2 protein-coding genes are annotated in these 19,354 nt (G+C 61.1%); both read left to right on the top strand.

Going from position 1 to position 19,354, the window contains the following annotated elements:
* Positions 1-5,286 (top strand): amino acid adenylation domain-containing protein (locus ABH939_RS31525; protein WP_404650673.1); only part of this gene is annotated, 5,286 nt, incomplete at its 5' end.
* Positions 5,287-5,379: 93 nt separating this feature from the next.
* Positions 5,380-19,230, top strand: coding sequence for an amino acid adenylation domain-containing protein (locus tag ABH939_RS31530; RefSeq protein ID WP_404650675.1), 13,851 nt, complete (start codon positions 5,380-5,382; stop codon positions 19,228-19,230).
* The last annotated feature ends 124 nt before the right edge of the window (positions 19,231-19,354 follow it).

The raw sequence follows: 19,354 nt of genomic DNA on the forward strand, positions 1-19,354 counted from the left end.
TCGGTTGATGTTGATGTGGTGAAGGTGGGTGTGGGGGAGCGGTTGGCGTCGTATATGGTGCCGTCGCAGTTTGTGGTGTTGGATGCGTTGCCGCTCAATGCTTCGGGGAAGTTGGATCGGAAGTTGTTGCCGGAGCCGGTGTTCGAGGTTGCGGTGTTTAGGGCTCCGGTGACGGCGGTGGAGGAGATCGTTGCGTCGGTGTTTGCCGAGGTGTTGGGTGTTGATCGTGTGGGTCTCGATGACGATTTCTTCGAGCTCGGCGGCAACTCTCTCAACGCCACTCGCACGATCAAACGAATCGCCGATGCTCTCGACACCGAACTTTCGGTTCGAGTTCTGTTCGAAGCATCCACGGTGCAGGATCTCGCAGCGCACGCCGAAAGCCGGACCGGGTCGGGTGGGCGAGTCGCGCTGACCGCGGTCGAGCGGCCAGAGCGGATTCCGCTTTCGTTGGCGCAGCAGCGTATGTGGTTCCTCAACCGATTCGACGGGAGTGCAGCGGCATACAACATCCCGATGGCGCTGCGCCTTCAGGGCGATCTTGACGTCTCGGCGCTGAGCGCGGCGATTTCTGATGTGATCGGGCGGCACGAATCACTTCGAACCGTCTACCCGGAAATCGGAGACGGTCCGGTGCAGGTCGTCAAGCCCGTGTCGAGTTGGTCGGACGAAATCGTCGCAGAACCGACTGGCGTGGACGAACTCGAAGGTGAGTTGGTCGCGCTGGCGTCGACGCGCTTCGACGTCACACGCGAGATTCCGATTCGTATCCGGTTGTTCCAGTTGGCTTCCGACGAATACGTACTCGGTGTCGCGATTCATCATATTTCCGCCGACGGTTCCTCGATGGCACCGTTCGCTCGGGATGTCGTGACCGCATACGCCTCGCGGGTTGCCGGGTACACACCGTCCTGGGCTCCTCTCGACGTTCAGTACGCCGACTACAGCCTGTGGCAGCGAGAGGTGCTGGGCAGTGAGGAAGACGCGGGATCTATTGCTTCGCAGCAGATTGCGTACTGGAGCAATGCTCTTGCCGGGCTGCCTGATCAGCTTGCACTTCCCGCCGACCGGCCGCGCCCCGCGACGCAGTCCTTCCGCGGCGGTTACCTGCACTTCGATATCGATGCAGAGTTGCATGCTCGGTTGAGCGGTCTTGCCAGGGCAAATAATTCGACGCTGTTCATGCTCACGCACACTGCGTTCGCGATGTTGTTGGCTCGACTGTCCGGAACCGAGGACATCGCGGTGGGTACACCCATTGCAGGACGTGGTGAGCGGGCACTCGACGATCTCATCGGCATGTTCGTGAACACCTTGGTGTTCCGTACGCAGATCGACAGCGGCACGCCGTTCCTCGACCTGCTCGGACGTGTCAGGGAGACCGACCTTCAAGCATTTGCACATTCGGACGTTCCTTTCGAGCGACTCGTGGAGGTGCTCAACCCACCGCGTTCGACCGCTCGTCATCCGCTCTATCAGGTCGGCTTCCTCTTCCAGAACATGGAAACCGGAGGGCTCGAGCTTCCGGGGCTCACCGTCAAGGGCGTCGATATCGACAACGGGGTCGCGCAGTTCGATCTTCAGTTGATCGTCAGTGATCGGTACGACGCGAACGGATCTGCAGCCGGCATCACGTCGATGTTCAGCTACGCGCATGATCTGTTCGACGAGTCGACCGTGCAGGACTTCGCCGATCGATTCGTGCGATTGCTCGCGGAGATCGCGTCCGATCCGTCGTTGACCGTCGGCGACTTCGCGCTGCTGGATTCGTCCGAGAGCGACCGGATCCTGAACCGCTGGAACGAGACCGATCACTCCGTCCCGGGAGTCACTCTGGTCGAACTGTTCGACGAGCAGGTCGGTTCGAACCCGGGTGCGGTGGCAGTGATCGCAGGGAACACGTCGCTGACCTACGCCGAGTTCGATGCACGTGTGAACCGTCTCGCACGCCATCTGATTGCAACCGGTGTCGGTCCGGAGTCGTTGGTCGCGTTGGCAATCGAGCGATCGGTCGAACTGCTGGTCGCCATGTACGCGGTGGTGAAGGCAGGTGGTGGATACGTACCGATCGATCCGAACCACCCGGCGGACCGCATCGAGTACGTGTTGACCATGGCAGATCCGGTCTGCGTCCTCACTGCCTCGACCACTGCGAAGAATCCGGCGTTCGGTGATTCCGTGATCGAGGTGGACACGATCGATCTCGCGTCCTACGCGGAAGCGACGGTTACCGATGCGGATCGGATTGCTCCACTGCGAGTGGGCAACACCGCCTACGTGATCTTCACGTCGGGATCGACGGGGCGACCGAAGGGCGTCGCGATCTCGCATCAGGCGGTGGTCAACCAGATTCTCTGGAAGCGCGATCAGTACAGCCTGGACCGATCCGATGCGATGGTGCTCAAGACCGCGGCAACGTTCGACCTCTCGGTCTGGGAGTTCTGGTCGGCACTGACTTCCGGTGCACGACTGGTGATTGCCGAACCCGAAGGTCACAAGGACCCGAGCTACCTGCTCGACCTGATGACCCGGGAGAAGATCACGACGCTCCACGTGGTGCCGTCGATGCTCGCGATGTTGCAGTCGGCATCGGAAAATGGCCTTCCGGAATCACTTCGTCAGGTGCTTGCGATCGGTGAAGCGTTGCCGGCCGCGACCGCGACCGAGTTCGCAGAACTCAGCGACGCGCAGTTGGTGAATCTGTACGGTCCGACCGAGGCCGCCGTCTCGGTGACAGCGCACGTCGTCGGTTCGGACGATACGACCTCGGTGCCGATCGGTGCCCCCGAATGGAACACGCAGGTGTTCGTGCTCGACACGCGTTTGCATCCGGTCCCCGTCGGAGTCACCGGGGAGCTTTACCTCGCCGGTGCCCAGCTTGCTCGCGGCTATCACGGTCGCGCGGATCTGACGTCGGAACGATTTGTGGCCAACGTCTTCGGTGACGCGGGTTCGCGGTTGTACCGCACGGGCGACCTCGTCCGGTGGACGGAGAACGGCGAACTCGACTACGTGGAGCGCGCCGACTTCCAGGTCAAGATCCGTGGCTACCGCATCGAACTCGGTGAGATCGAAGCGCTTCTTCGCAAGCAGGCCAGCGTGGACTCCGCTGTGGTGGTGGCCAAGTCGGATGCGCGTATCGGTGATCGACTTGTCGGCTACGTCGTTCCTCAAAGCGGGGAAAGCATCGATGTCGAAACCTTGAAGCGGACTCTTGTGGCTGAGTTGCCGAGTTACATGGTGCCGGCGGCATTGATGGTCTTGGACGAACTACCGCTCAACATCAACGGCAAGGTCGATCGCAAAGCCCTGCCCGACCCCGAATTCGAGGCGACCGAATTCCGTGCGCCGACCAACCCCGTCGAAGAGATCGTGGCGGGTGTGTTCGCTGACGTACTCGGTGTGGCGAGGGTCGGACTCGACGACGACTTCTTCGAGCTCGGCGGAAACTCTCTCGTCGCGACGCAGGTCGTGTCGAGGCTGGGTGAGGCGTTGGACGCGCAGATTCCGGTCCGCGTGATCTTCGAGGCGTCGACTGTCGGGGCATTGGCGTCGAGGGTTCTCGAACACGCGGGATCTGGTGGCCGCCCACCGTTGGTGGCTCAGGTGCGTCCGCACGAGATTCCGCTGTCGTTGGCGCAGCAACGTATGTGGGTGCTCAATCAGTTCGACAAGACCTCGGGTGCGTACAACATCCCCGTCGCGATCCGGCTGTCCGGCGCACTCGATGTCGACGCACTTCACTCAGCGGTGTCGGATCTGATCGAGCGTCACGAAGTGCTCCGGACGGTATACCCGGACCGGGGCAACGGACCGGTTCAGATGATCCTGCCTCGCTCCGCAGCGGCGGTGGGACTGGAAGTGATCGCAACCGACGAAGCGTCGGTCGCCGAGCAGGTGGCTGACACAGTTCGCGAGGGCTTCGATGTCACGACAGCCGTTCCGTTGCGAATCCGTCTCTTCGAGGTCGACGAATCCGAGCGGGTCCTCGTCGTTGTCATTCACCACATCAGCGGTGACGGCTTCTCGATGGCTCCGTTGATCAGAGACACCATGGTTGCGTACACCGCACGTACCGGCGGGGAGACCCCGGAGTGGGCTCCGCTCGAGGTGCAGTACGCCGACTACACGCTGTGGCAGCGTGATGTCCTCGGATCGCCGGAGGACGCGGACAGTCAGCTGGGCCGTCAACTCGCGTACTGGGTGAACGAGCTCAAGGGCACTCCGGAGCTTCTGGAACTGCCGACCGACCGGCCGCGGCCGGCGCGGGCCAGCATGCGCGGTGCGGAATTCGAGTTTGCCGTCGATTCCGAGACCACGGACCGGCTCGCGACGATCGCACGGGAGCAGAACTCGACAGTCTTCATGGTGGTTCACACTGCCCTGGCCGTGCTGTTGGCGAAGATGAGTGGATCGAACGACATCGCAATCGGTACGCCGATCGCGGGTCGAGGTGAGCGGGCGCTCGACGATCTTGTCGGGATGTTCGTCAACACGTTGGTCTTGCGAACGGAGATCGCGCCTGCTTCGACGTTCGTCGACGTTCTGGCACACGTGAAGGACAAGGACTTGTCGGCATTCGCCAATGCCGACGTACCGTTCGAGCGGTTGGTCGACGAACTGGGGCGAGAGCGCTCTCACGCATACTCGCCGCTCTTCCAGGTCATGCTCACCTTCCAGAACATGGCTCTCGGTACGTTCCAGCTCCCGGGCCTCGAGCTCTCTGCGGTCGACAACGGTTTCGACCAGGCGATGTTCGATCTGCAGCTCACCGGTATCGAGCAATTCGACGATGCCGGGGTGCTGTCCGGGCTGAGGATGCGTTTCACCTATGCGACCGACCTGTTCGACGAATCGACCATCGCGCTTTTTGCGGCGCGATTCGGGCGGGTGCTCGAAGAACTGGTGACCGATCCCGGGGTCGTGATTCGCACGATCGACATCGTGACCGAGCAGGAACGCGAGGAAGCGAGCGCTGCCGAGCCGAAGTCCGCGGCGGACCTACCCGAACTGGCAGCCGCAGCGGCGGCCGCCGATCCTGAGGCAATTGCGTTCACCCACGGTGATCAGGCTGTCACCTTCGGTGAGTTGTCGACCAAGCTCGTTGCCATGCGTACCGCCATGGGGGCTGCTCTCGCCCCCGATGCTCTGGTTTCTGTGTCGCTCGCCGGACTTGTTCCGGGCATCCTGCCGGCACTTGGCGTCGACGGTCTCGCCACACTTGTGAGCTCGGTGATAGCTGACGCACAGTCGGTGTCAGCGGGCCGTGGGGGTACGGCCGGGTAACATTCAGTATTTGCCCAGTGAACGCCTCCGGCCGAGCAGAACGCTGTGCTCGACCGGGGCGCACTTCACGAAAGTCAGTTGGAGGAAGTGTAGATGTCCGTCGGTATTCCGGGACCGCAGTCGCTGACGATCGAAGATCTGCCGAAGTTGGTGGCTGCAGTTGCGGCGGTAGATCCTGATCGTGTGGCTCTGAGCCACGGTGGAACCGAAATCAGCTACGGACGACTCAATGACGAGATGGTCACTCTCGACACCGCGATGGGTGGGGCATTGGGGGCGGATGCCCTGGTTCCTGTTGTCGTTTCCACGGTGCTGCCAGAGCTGATCGGCAGCGAGGCCGACGGTCTCGGCGCGGTGGTCGACCGTCTCATCACCGACGGCACTTCGATCGTGGAGGTCGCGTCGGAGTCCGATGCACACGTGACCCTCGCAGGACTCTTCGACGAGCAGGTCGAGCGGACGCCGGATGCGCTCGCGCTGGATTACGCCGGAACGCAGCTCACTTACGCGCAGTTCGACGCGCGGGCGAACCGTCTGGCCCGTGAACTCGTCGCGGCAGGTGTCGGACCGGACAGCCTCGTCGGTCTCGCGATGCGTCGATCGATCGATCTCCTCGTCTCGATGTACGCGATCGTCAAGGCCGGCGGCGCGTACGTTCCACTCGACCCGGATCATCCTGCCGACCGTCTCGCTTACGTACTCGAGATCGCGAAGCCCACGGCTGTGCTCACACGAACGTCCGATGCCGTGGTGCTGCCGCACGGTACGCCCACGCTCGACGTCGACACCCTCGACTTGTCGGGTCGTGCCGAGACAACTGTCACCGACGCCGACCGGTTGGCGCCGCTGCGCGCGGACAACACTGCGTATGTCATCTTCACGTCCGGATCGACCGGACGCCCCAAAGGCGTTGCAGTCTCTCACCGTGCCATCGTCGCGAACCTGCAATGGCGTCAGACCGAGTACGGATTCACTGCCGACGACGTGATCTTGCAGAAGACACCCTTCACTTTCGATGTGTCCGTGTGGGAGTTCTTCTGGCCGCTGCAGGTCGGTGCATCGCTGGTGATCGCGGAACCCGACGGACATCGTGATCCGGTGTACGTGGCTCGCACGATGATCGAGCGCGGAGTGACGGCGGTGCACTTCGTGCCGTCGATGCTCGCCGTGTTCGTCGCCGAACCCCTTGTTGCGCAGGTCAAAACCCTTCGCTACGTGTTCGCTTCCGGTGAGGCGTTGCCGGCTCGAACGGCGGCACGTCTGCGCGAGGTCAGCAGCGCTGGACTCCACAACCTGTACGGCCCGACCGAAGCCGCCGTCGACGTGACTTATTACGAAACCGGCGAGCAGGATCAGGTGTCGGTGCCGATCGGTGCAGCAGTTGCGGACACCGAGCTCCTGGTGCTCGACGATGCGCTGCGGCCCTCGCCGTCGGGTGTAGCAGGAGAGCTCTATCTTGCCGGGATTCAGCTGGCCAGGGGATACGTGTCGCGTCCCGATCTCACGGCAGACCGCTTCGTGGCGCGGCCCGGCGCTACTGACGGATCCCGGATGTACCGAACCGGAGACCTGGTGCGCTGGCGCGGTGCCGGAGCGAACCGTCAGCTCGAATACATCGGTCGCACCGACTTTCAGGTCAAGCTCCGCGGTCTGCGCATCGAGCTCGGTGAGATCGAGGCGGCACTGCTCGATTGCGAAGGTGTTTCCCAAGCCGTGGTGATCGTCCATTCGGACGAAACGATCGGTGACAACTTGGTGGCCTACATCGTCGCCGAGGGTATCGATTCTGAGAATCTGACGTCGTCGCTTGGCGAACGGCTACCCGACTACATGATCCCTGCCATGTTCGTCGAACTGGACGAGTTTCCGCTCAACGCCAGCGGCAAACTGGATCGAAAGGCTTTGCCCACACCCGAATTCGCGTCGAAGACGGTTGAGTATCGCGAGCCCGCGACACCCACCGAAGCCGGTGTGGTCGCGATCTTTGCCGATCTACTTGGGCAGGATCGGGTAGGGGCAGATGACGGCTTCTTCGAACTGGGCGGCAACTCATTGCTCGCCACTCGCGTGGTTGCGCGGATCAATGCCGAACACGGCATCGCCATCGACATGCGCAACTTCTTCGACGCACCCACCGCCGCAGAACTTGCCGTCTTCATCGACGAAGCGAAAATCTCAGAAGACCGCAAGGCTCACGTTCCCCTGATCCCTCGCGAGCGCCCCGAGTTGGTTCCGCTGTCTTTGGCACAGCAGCGCATGTGGTTCCTCAATCGATTCGAACCAGAATCGGCAGTCGACCATATTCCGGTCGCGCTGCGGCTCAGCGGAGCGCTCGATGTCGATGCGTTGCAAGGCGCACTCGAGGATTTGATCGAGCGGCACGAGATCCTTCGGACTGTGTACCCGGAGGTCGACGGCGTCGGATATCAGCGCCTGGTCGACATTGCAGCCGTGGTACCGAACCTGACTCCCATACGGGTGGACGAGTCGGCGATCGTCGAGCGCGTGACCGACTTCGTGACTCCGGGATTCGACGTGACCACCGAGGTTCCGATTCGGGCGGCACTCTTCCAATTCGCCGCCGACGAATTCGTCCTCGTGTTCGTCGTCCATCACATCAGCGGTGACGGGTTCTCCATGGGACCGTTGACCAAGGACATCGTTTCGTCTTATGTGTCTCGGACACAGGGAATTTCGCACGATCTTGCTCCGCTGCCCGTACAGTTCGCCGACTTTGCACTGTGGCAGCGCGAGGTTCTCGGCAGTGAAGACGACCCGGATTCTCTGATCACTCGCCAGGTCGACTACTGGCGCCACGCGTTGGCCGGTATCCCCGATCAGCTCGATCTTCCGTCGGACCGCCCGCGCCCGCGCGTCGCGTCGAACCGGGGAGCCGGGCACACATTCACGATCGAGCCGGATCTCCACCAGGCTCTCAATCGAATTGCGCTCGACAACAACGCATCTCTGTTCATGGTGTTGCACAGTGCCGTGGCGATTCTGCTGGCGCGGTTGTCGGGGACTTCGGACATCGTGATCGGCACTCCGGTCGCCGGTCGAGGCGATCAAGCTCTCGACGACCTGATCGGAATGTTCGTCAACACACTCGTCCTCCGCACGGAGGTTGATCTCGAAGCTTCGGCACGGGACATGATTTCGCGGGCGCGCGAATCCGACCTCAGCGGCTTCGGGCACGCCGATGTGCCATTCGAACGACTGGTGGAGGTACTCAACCCCGCCCGGTCTCAGGCACGGAACCCGTTGTTCCAGGTGATGCTCTCGCTGCAGAACTTGGGACAGAGCATGCAGCAAAGTCTGGAGGTTCCGGGACTGCGCATTTCCGGACTGGACGTAGAGTCGTCGGCCGCGAAGTTCGACCTCCAATTCACTGTGTGGGAATCTGATACCGCGGACAAGGTCGGTGGTTTGACCGTCGCACTGGTCTATGCGACCGACCTGTTCGACGAGTCGTCTGCCAAATCAATCGGAAAGCGGTTGATTTCAGTTCTCGAAGCAGTGGTTGCCGATCCCTCGGTTCGGGTTGGTGATGTGGATATGTTCGATTCGGGTGAGCGATCTTTGGTGCTCGAGTCGTGGAATGGCACTGCGCATGAGGTTGCGGATGTGTCGTTGGTGGACGTGTTCGATGCTCAGGTTGCGGCGTCGCCGGATTCGGTAGCTGTGTCGTTCGAGGGTGTTTCGCTGTCATATGCGGAGTTCGATTCGCGGGTGAATCGTCTTGCCCGGTACCTGGTTTCGGTGGGTGTGGGACCGGAGTCGTTGGTGGGTGTGGCGGTACGTCGGTCGGTTGATTTGTTGGTTGCGGTTTACGGCGTGCTCAAGGCTGGCGGTGGGTATGTTCCGGTGGATCCGGATCAGCCTGCGGAGCGCAATGCGTACGTGTTGGAGTCGGCGTCGCCGGTATGCGTGATCAGTACCTCTGACGTTGGATTCGATGCCGGTGTGGTACCGGTGGTCGAGGTTGATGTTGTTGATGTGTCTGGTTTTTCGGATAACTCTGTTTCGGATATCGATCGGGTCTCGCCTTTGCGGTCGGGCAATGCGGCGTATGTGATTTTCACGTCGGGGTCGACGGGGCGTCCGAAGGGTGTGTCGGTTTCGCATGCGGCGATTGTGAATCGGTTGGCGTGGATGCAGGACGAGTACGGGTTGGATTCGTCGGATGTGGTGTTGCAGAAGACGCCGTTCACGTTCGATGTGTCGGTGTGGGAGCTTTTCTGGCCGTTGCAGGTTGGTGCTCGGTTGGTGGTGGCTGTGCCGGATGGGCATCGTGACCCGCGGTATTTGACGTCGGTCATTGTGGGGGAGGGTGTGACGACGGTGCATTTCGTGCCGTCGATGCTCGAGGTTTTCGTGACGGATTCGTCTGTGGCTGCGTGTGTTTCGCTGACTCGGGTGTTCGCGTCAGGTGAGGCGTTGCCGGCGAGTGTTGTTGCCGATGTGTGGGCTGTGTTGCCGGGTGTCGGGGTGCACAATTTGTATGGTCCGACCGAGGCGGCGGTGGATGTGACGTTCCACGAGGTGGTGCCGGCGGATGTTCTGGGGGTGCCGATCGGTGCTCCGGTATGGAATACGCAGGTGTTTGTTCTGGACTCTCGATTGAGTCCGGTGCCGGTAGGTGTTGCGGGTGAGCTGTATCTGGCGGGTGTTCAGCTGGCTCGTGGGTATGTGGGTCGGCCGGATTTGTCGTCGGATCGATTTGTGGCGAATCCGTTCTCGGGTGATGGTGGGCGGATGTATCGCTCCGGTGATGTGGTGCGGTGGACTGCGTCGGGCGAGTTGGAGTACATCGGGCGTAGTGACTTTCAGGTGAAGTTGCACGGTTTGCGGATCGAGCTCGGTGAGATCGAGTCGGTGATTCGTGAGCACGAGTCGGTGTCGTCGGTAGTTGTGGTTGTGCGTGAGGATGTGTTGGTTGCGTACGTTACGGCCGCTGGTGGTGTGGTGGACGTTGACGAGTTGAAGAGAGTTGTTGCGGGTCGTCTGCCGGGTTACATGGTGCCGGCGGTGGTGATGGTGCTGGAAGAGTTGCCGTTGGGTGTGACGGGGAAGTTGGATCGGAAGCTTCTTCCGGATCCGGTGTTCGTGGCGCGCGAGTTTCGGGCACCGTCGAGTGTCGCCGAAATCGCTGTGGCCGGCGTCTTCGGAGATGTTCTCCGGTTGGAACAGGTCGGTCTGGATGACGACTTCTTCGAGCTCGGCGGAAACTCTTTGGTCGCAACGCAGTTGGTGGCTCGCGTAGGTCAAGCGCTCGACACTCAGGTTCCGGTGAGGGTGTTGTTCGATGCTTCGACTGTCGAAGGTTTGGCAGCGCAGGTTGAGTTGATCGCAGGGGCAGGAGGGAGGACCGCGCTCGTGGCCCGCCCACGGCCGGCGTTGATCCCACTCTCACTAGCTCAGCAGCGAATGTGGTTCCTCAGCCGCTTCGATCCTGATTCTGCCGTCAACAACATTCCAATCGCATTGAATATCAAAGGCGTCCTGAATGTTTCGGCGCTGAGGCATGCGATTTCTGATGTAATCGAACGCCACGAGTCGCTCCGGACCGTCTATCCGGAGCAAGGTGGACAAGGACACCAGGTAGTCCTCCCGTCGTCCGAGGTGCCGGTTGAACTGACACCGAAGGTCATCGACGCCTCGCATATTCACAACGAACTTCTGAGTTTCGCGCTCCAGGGTTTCGACGTGACGTCAACCGTTCCGGTTCGAGTCGGGTTGTTCGAACTTGCAGAGGATTCGTACGTTCTGGCCTTCGTTGTGCACCACATCGCAGCGGACGGCTTCTCGATGCGCCCGTTGACTCGGGATGTCATGGTTGCCTACACCGCTCGGGTTTCGAACGGCGTTCCGAATTGGACTCCGCTCGAGGTGCAGTACGCCGATTATGCACTCTGGCAGCGGGAGGTCCTCGGCGACGAGGACGACCCGGATTCGTTGATCTCGGCTCAGCTGGACCACTGGCGCTCCGTCCTCCGTGATTCTCCGGAAGTGCTTGCGTTACCGGCTGACCGATCCCGCCCGGTCGTCGCCTCGAATCGTGGCGCTACGTATCGCTTCTCCGTCAGCGAAGAGATTCGGTCGAGCTTGGACTCACTCGCACGCGAGCGGAACGCATCGCTGTTCATGGTGGTGCATTCGGCCCTCGCCGTGCTTCTCGCAAGGTTGTCCGGTACCAGTGACATCGTGATCGGTACTCCGGTTGCAGGGCGAGGCGAAAAGGCGCTCGACGATGTGATCGGTATGTTCGTGAATACACTGGTCCTGCGGACTCCTGTTGACCTCGCCAGTTCGTTCAGTGCGCTCGTCTCGGCAACGCGGAGGACAGACCTTCAGGCGCTCGGCAATGGCGATGTTCCGTTCGAGCGGCTGGTCGAGGTGCTCGATCCCACCCGATCGCAGGCACATCACCCGCTGTTCCAGGTCGCGTTGTTCTTCCAGAACATGTCGCAGGATGCTTTGGAGCTTTCGGGATTGGAAGTCTCAGGCGTCGAGTTCGATGCCGGTATCGCGAAATTCGATCTTCAACTTACTCTCGCTCCCCGCGTCGAAGATGCGCTCGAAGACGGCATGTTCGCCGAGTTCGCATACGCCACAGATCTGTTCGACGAGTCGACGATTCGTGGATTCGCCGATCGGTTCACCAGGATCCTCGAACAGGTGGTCGTGGATCCGTCGATCACCGTGGGTGACATCGAGCTGTTGGACGAGGCCGAGCGCGAGTCGCTGTTGACTGCGCGCAACTCCACCGCACATGACGTCGGGAACAGTGAGACATTGGCTTCGCTGTTCGACACTCGCGTTGCGTTGGCACCCGATGCTGTTGCCGTGGTGTTCGACGGCCAGTCGCTGACCTATGGCGAGTTGTCGGAACGTGTGAACAAATTGGCACGCAAGCTGATCGAAGATGGTGTCGGGCCCGAATCGTTGGTGGCCTTGGCGATGCGTCGATCGCTCGATCTGGTAGTAGGTATGTACGCGGTGATCGCCGCGGGCGGAGCCTACGTGCCCTTGGATCCCGATCACCCCGCCGAGCGAATCGGGCACATCCTCACGACGGCCGATCCAGTCTGTGTGCTGTCGACGACGAGGGACGCTTTCGTAGCGCCGAACGGCGCCGACGTGCTGTTGATCGACAATGTCGATCTTTCGAGCTACTCGGCTTCAGTCATTTCCGATGCTGATCGTCGCGGTCGTCTGCATGATGTGAATGCCGCCTACGTGATCTTCACCTCGGGTTCCACGGGCAAGCCCAAAGGCGTTGCGGTGTCGCATCACGCCATCGTGAACCAGGTCCTGTGGATGCAGGATCAGTACGCCATCGGCCCAGAAGACGTCTATTTGCAGAAGACTGCTACGACATTCGACGTCTCGTTGTGGGGATACTTCACTGCGCTTTTGTCCGGTACGAGAGTGGTGCTGGCATCTCACGACGGCCATCGAGATCCCGCGTATCTGGCTCGTCTGATCGAAGATCATCGGGTGACGCTGACGGACTTCGTTCCATCGATGTTGACCGTCTTCGCGACTTCGGTTCCGGAACACGCATTGGTGTCACTGAGGGACGTATTCGTGATCGGTGAGGCATTGCCGGTCGAGACGGTGCGTGCATTCGCTCAGGTGTCGTCTGCAGGCCTGCACAATGTGTACGGCCCAACCGAGGCTGCGGTCTCGATCACCTACTACGAGGTCGATGGATCGGAATCAACAGGGATTCCGATCGGGGTGCCCGAGTGGAACTCGCAGGTCTACGTGTTGGACAGTCGGTTGCAGCCGGTGCCGGTAGGCGTTGCGGGTGAGCTGTATCTGGCCGGTGATCAACTGGCGCGCGGTTACGTCGCGCGACCCGATCTCACCAGTGATCGTTTTGTCGCGAACCCATTTGTGGAGGCGAGCGACACGAACGGTGAAATCAATCCCGGTGGCAGTCGGATGTATCGCACCGGGGACCTGGTGTGGTGGAACACCGCAGGCGAACTCGAGTATGTCGGGCGTACCGATTTTCAGGTCAAATTCCGTGGTCAGAGGATCGAACTGGGTGAGATCGAGTCAGCTCTGCTGGCGCATTCGACGGTAGCTCAGTGTGTGGTCACTGTGGCATCCACCGATACGGGCGATCAGCTGGTCGCATATGTGATCGCGGTCCCGGATTCTGTGATCGACGTAGAAGTCTTGAGGAATGCGCTTCCTGAATCGCTACCTGTCTACATGATTCCGAACGCGATCATGGTCTTGGACGAGTTGCCTCTGAACTCGTCTGGGAAGTTGGATCGGAAGTTGTTGCCGGAGCCGGTGTTCGAGGTTGCGGTGTTCCGGGCCCCGGTCACGCCGGTAGAACAAATTGTCGCTTCTGTTTTCTCGGCGGTACTCGGGGTCGAGCGAGTGGGTCTGGATGACGACTTCTTCGCACTCGGCGGAAACTCTTTGATTGCTACTCGAATGGCCGCTCGGTTGGGGCAGGCGCTCGATGCACAGGTTCCGGTGCGGGTGTTGTTCGAGGCGTCGTCGGTGGAGTTGTTGGCTGCGCGGATGGAGTCGGAGATTGGTTCGGGTGCGCGGGCGGCGTTGACGGCTCGGGTGCGTCCGGAGCGGGTGCCGTTGTCGTTGGCGCAGCAGCGGATGTGGTTCTTGAACCGTTTCGATACGTTGTCGTCGGCGAACAATATTCCGGTGGCGATTCGGTTGTCGGGGTTGTTGGATGTGGCGGCGTTGGACGCTGCGGTGTCGGATGTTGTTGTGCGGCATGAGATTTTGCGGACGGTGTATCCGGAGGTCGACGGTGTCGGGTTCCAGGAGGTGTTGTCTGCGGATCGGGTGCGGTTGGATTTGTCGCCGGTGGCGGTGTCGGAGTCCGATGTCGTTGGTGCGGTGACGGAGTTCTTGTCGGCTGGTTTCGATGTGGCGGTGGAGGTTCCGGTTCGGGCGCGGTTGTTCGCGGTGTCGGAGTCGGAGTTCGTGTTGGCGATGGTGGTTCATCACATCAGTGGTGATGGTGTGTCGATGGGGCCGTTGACGCGTGATGTGATGGTGGCGTACGAGGCTCGTTCTCGGGGTGAGGTGCCGGGGTGGACGCCGTTGGCGGTGCAGTATGCGGATTACGCGTTGTGGCAGCGGGAGACTCTCGGTTCGGAAGATGATCCGTCGTCGTTGATTTCGCGTCAGATCGGGTTCTGGGAGTCGGCGTTGGCGGGGTTGCCGGATCAGTTGGATTTGCCGGCTGATCGTCCGCGGCCGGCGGTGGCGTCCAATCGTGGTGCTGCGTATTCGTTCGTGATTGATCGTGATGTGCATGTGTCGTTGAGTGACGCTGCGCGTGAGTCGAATTCGTCCTTGTTCATGGTGGTGCATGCGGCGTTGGCGGTGTTGTTGTCGCGGTTGTCGGGGACGTCCGATATTGCGATCGGTACTCCGGTGGCGGGTCGTGGTGAGCAGGTTCTCGATGATTTGATCGGGATGTTCGTCAATACGTTGGTGTTGCGGACCGAGGTGGATTCTTCGGAGTCGTTCTCGGGGTTGTTGGGTCGGGTTCGTGAGGGCGATCTGGGTGCGTTTGCGCACGTAGATCTGCCGTTCGAGCGGTTGGTGGAGGTGCTCAATCCGGCGCGGTCGCAGGCGCGTAATCCGTTGTTCCAGGTGATGCTGTCGTTCCAGAACATGGAGCAGTCGGTGCTTCGACTTGGCGATCTGACAGTTGCGGGAATCGACGCCAACACGGTGGCGGCCAAGTTCGATCTGCAGCTGACCATGGTCGAGCAGTTCGACGAGGCGGGTGCCCCGGCGGGGATGGCGGCGCAGTTCACGTACGCGACGGATCTGTTCGACGAGTCGACGGTGGCAGGCTTTGCCGGCAGGTTCGGGCGCATCCTTGCTGAGATCACTGTTGATCCGTCAGTTCGGTTGGGTGATATCGACGTACTTACCGCTGCTGAGCGCAGCAACCTTCTCAGCTGGTCCGCTGGTGGGCGCACAGCGTTGGCAGGCGCGTCCTTGACTGCGATGTTCGAAGAACAGGTTGGGCGGACGCCTGATTCTCTTGCCGTCGAGTGCGATGGCGAGGCGCTGACCTATGGGCAGCTCGACGCCTACGCAAACGTGGTGGCCGAGCGATTGACGGCGGCCGGCGTCGGTCCGGACGACGTCGTCGCGTTGATCGTGCCGAGGTCGGTCGAGTGGGTCGTAGGTATGTTGGCGGCGTGGAAGGCGGGTGCTGCGTACGGGCCGATCGATCCGTCGTACCCACAGGATCGGATCGAAGCGATAATCGCCGACACCGGTGCCCGATGCGCGGTGAGTACGACGACTCTCGATCTGGCGGTGGACGTGATCGTCCTCGACAGCATCATGCGCGATTCGCCGATGGTGGAGAGGCCGACGGATCGATGGCGTGAACTCGGTGCGGGGGACCGCTTGGGGTATGTCATTTCGACATCCGGTTCGACGGGTCGTCCGAAGCCGACGTTGGTGCCGATGGCCGGCATCGAGAACACGGTGGCCTGGTACCGCAGCGAGTTGCCCGAAACTGGTGGTCTATTGATCGCGTCGTCACCGAGTTTCGACTTGACGCAGAAGAACGTCTGGGCAGCGTTGAGCAGCGGTCGGAGCGTAGTGCTTGCCTCGGACGGTTTCGATCCGGATGCGATCGTTGCTCGCGTCGGGCACGGTGACGTTGCAGTGGCGAACATGTCGCCGAGCGCGTTCGAAGCCGTGGTGGATTCCGACGAGGAGTCTGCTTTGAGCGTTCTCGATGTTGTGTTCCTTGGAGGCGAGTCGATCCGGCTTAATCGTCTTGGCAGTTTGTTGTCAGGCGGAGTACGCGTGGTGAACAGTTACGGCCCGACGGAAGCGTCGGACGTGGTCTCGTTCCACGCGGTGACTGCGCATGACACCGTCAGCGTTCCGATCGGTGCACCGGTGCCGAACATGGATCTGTTCGTTCTGGATCGGTCGTTGGGTATGGTGCCGCCGGGCGTGATCGGCGAGTTGTATGTCGGTGGTGTCGGTGTCGGTCGCGGATACGGAAACCGAGCGGCGTTGACGGCGGAGCGTTTCGTCGCCAACCCCTTTGCGGGCGGGGAAAGGGGCGCCTCAGATGGCGGCAGCAGGTTGTATCGAACCGGCGACCTCGTCAGGTGGAACGGTCGGGGCGAGCTCGAGTACATCGGCCGATCGGATTTCCAGGTCAAACTGCGGGGGCAGCGTATCGAACTCGGCGAGATCGAATCTGCTCTGATCTCGCACGAGGCGGTTTCAGATGCGGTGGTCGTCCTGCACAGCGATGCGACGTTCGGCGACAGCCTGGTCGGGTATGTCGTGGGAACTGCAGTAGATGCGTCGGAAGTTCTGGAGTCTGCCCGGGCCGTGCTTCCGACGTACATGGTGCCCTCGAAGGTTCTTGTCCTCGACGAGCTTCCACTCAATGCGTCGGGCAAATTGGATCGAAAGGCTCTCCCGTCACCGGTATTCGAGGCAGCAGAGTTTCGGGCGCCGGTCACAGCGGTGCAGGAAATTGTTGCGTCGGTGTTCGGAGATGTGTTGGGCGCGGAGCGGGTCGGTCTGGATGACGATTTCTTTGCGCTGGGTGGTAATTCGTTGATCGCTACCAGGTTGGCAGCAAGATTGGGGCAGGCACTCGATGCGCAGGTCCCGGTGCGCGTGCTGTTCGAGAACTCGACAGTGGAAGGTTTGGCTGTAGTAGCGCAAAAGACCGCAGGTTCCGGTGCGAGGATGGAGTTGGAGGCGCGGGAACGTCCAGAACGTCTTCCTCTGTCCTTGGCCCAGCAGCGAATGTGGTTGGTAAACCAGATGGATCCCGGTTCTGCGGCATACAACATTCCGTTGGCTCTGCGATTGACAGGGAACTTGGATGTCGCGGCTTTGCGCCAGGCTCTTCACGACGTTTTGGTTCGACATGAGTCGCTCCGGACCAGCTACCCGAGTGACATCGAAGGGCCGGTTCAGAAAATCGTCGCGATCGACGAACTCCTTTCGCCTCTCGAAACGATTCAGGTGGACGACGAGGCCGCGGCGTTCAATCGCGTCGTGGAGTTGGTGACGACCGGATTCGACGTAGCTCAGGAGGTACCTGTACGCACTGGGTTGCTCGAGTTGGGCCCGGCAGACTTCATATTCGTCTTGGTCGCTCATCACATCGCCGCTGACGGTGAATCGATGGGACCTCTTGCCCGAGACATGATGGTCGCCTACGAGGCTCGCGTGCGCGGCACCGCGCCGTCGTGGACGCCGTTGACTGTTCAGTACGCGGACTTCGCGATCTGGCAGCGCGAAGTACTCGGTAGCGCTGGCGAGGTCGGCTCACAGGCTGCACGGCAACTCGACTTCTGGCGCCGGACGTTGGACGGTGTGTCGTCGACGCCCGGATTGCCTTCCGACCGTCAGCGACCCGCGCAGATGTCTGCACGTGCCGGTGTCTCGGAGTTCTCCGTCAACGCGGAGACGGCGGCGCGGCTCAACGAGATTGCGCGCGAACACAACGCCACATTGTTCATGGTTGTGCACGCTGCGCTTGCAGTACTCATCGCACGGTTGAGTGGAAGCCGAGATTTCGCGATCGGAACGGTAGTGGCCGGGCGAGGTGAGCAGCAACTGGACGACATAGTCGGAATGTTCGTCAACACGCTTGCACTCAGGACCGCTCCGGATCTCGGAGCGGGATTCGGCGACTTGGTCTCGCTCGTCCGAAACGTCGATCTCGAGGCATTTGCGAACGGAGACATCCCGTTCGAGGAAGTAACCGGCGCCTTGTCGGCGTCAGCGAGCGAGCTCTTCCAGGTTGCACTGTCGGTCGAACCGATGGCAGGAGCCTCGTTCAGTCTGCCGGATTTGAAGATCACGGCTGTCGAGGGTGTGGAGGCGACTGCGAAGTTCGACCTCCAACTCAATCTCAGTTCAGATCCGGTAACGGGAGGGTTGCTCGGCCATTTGGTTTTCGCTGCGGACCTTTTCGACCAAGCAACCGCCGACGCACATGTCGAGCGCTTCGTCCGCGTTCTAGATCGGGTCTCCTCGGATCCTTCACGTCCGATTGGTGACATCGAACTGCTCACCGACTCCGAACGAGCAGAAGTCCTCGGCTCCGTGGACACAACGCCGCCCCCGGCCGTTGGCGCTCCGACGGGCCGACTCGTGCCACAGCGATTGGCAAATTCCGTAGAGGCTGATCCTGATGCTGTCGCAGTCGTGTGCGATGAGGAGGAAATGACTTACCACGAGGTCGATGCACGATCATCTCGCCTCGCTCGCCACCTGATCAATCTTGGGATCGGTCCGGGCGACACGGTGGGGATCACAGGATTGCGTGGCATCGAACTGGTGGTGGCGGCCTGGGCGCTGTCCAAAGCCGGCGCGGCAGCTCTGGTAGGAGCTACAGGAGCAGCACGTGGGACAGAAACGGCTCCGAGTGTGGCCTTGGCGTTGATTTCGGGTGAGGCCGAATCTGACGTACCGCTGGACACGAGCCTCGACTTGGACCAGCCAGATGTTATCGAGTTGGTGGCGTCGTACTCGAGTCGTTCCGTGAACTACACGGACCGGCTTCGTCCGCTGAGCGCGGACGACATCGCGGTCGTGGTTCCCGGTTCGCACCCTGGCCAGATCACCCATGGAGAGCTCGCAGCGAAGTTGGACGCGATGTCGCAGAAGCACGATGTCGACTATGAATCGCGTTTGATGTACTTCGGTCCCGAGGAAGACGAAACATCGATTCTGACTATTCTGCTTGGCGGAGCGGTCGGTGGCGTCGTACTGCTGTACTCGGAAGCGGCGAAGGACGCAGAGGTACAGGAGCTACTTGCAGAGGAGTGGGTTTCGCACGCGGTTGGTCCGACAGACGTCTTCACAGGTGTTGTCGAAGGAGCTTTGCCAGATCTACGCCTGGCGTGTGATCCCGCGACGTGGACTCTGAGCTGACGCCGCCGTTCACGAAGTTGATGGACTCCCATATCCCGAACAGTCCGATGATGTCCACTCCGCGACAGCTGTAACAATGGTTCGGTGTGTCCGATCAACTATTGGGGCTTTACCGGGACGTCGA

It is taken from the genome of Rhodococcus sp. 27YEA6 (assembly GCF_044908235.1).
GTDB classification, from domain to species: domain Bacteria; phylum Actinomycetota; class Actinomycetes; order Mycobacteriales; family Mycobacteriaceae; genus Rhodococcus_F; species Rhodococcus_F qingshengii.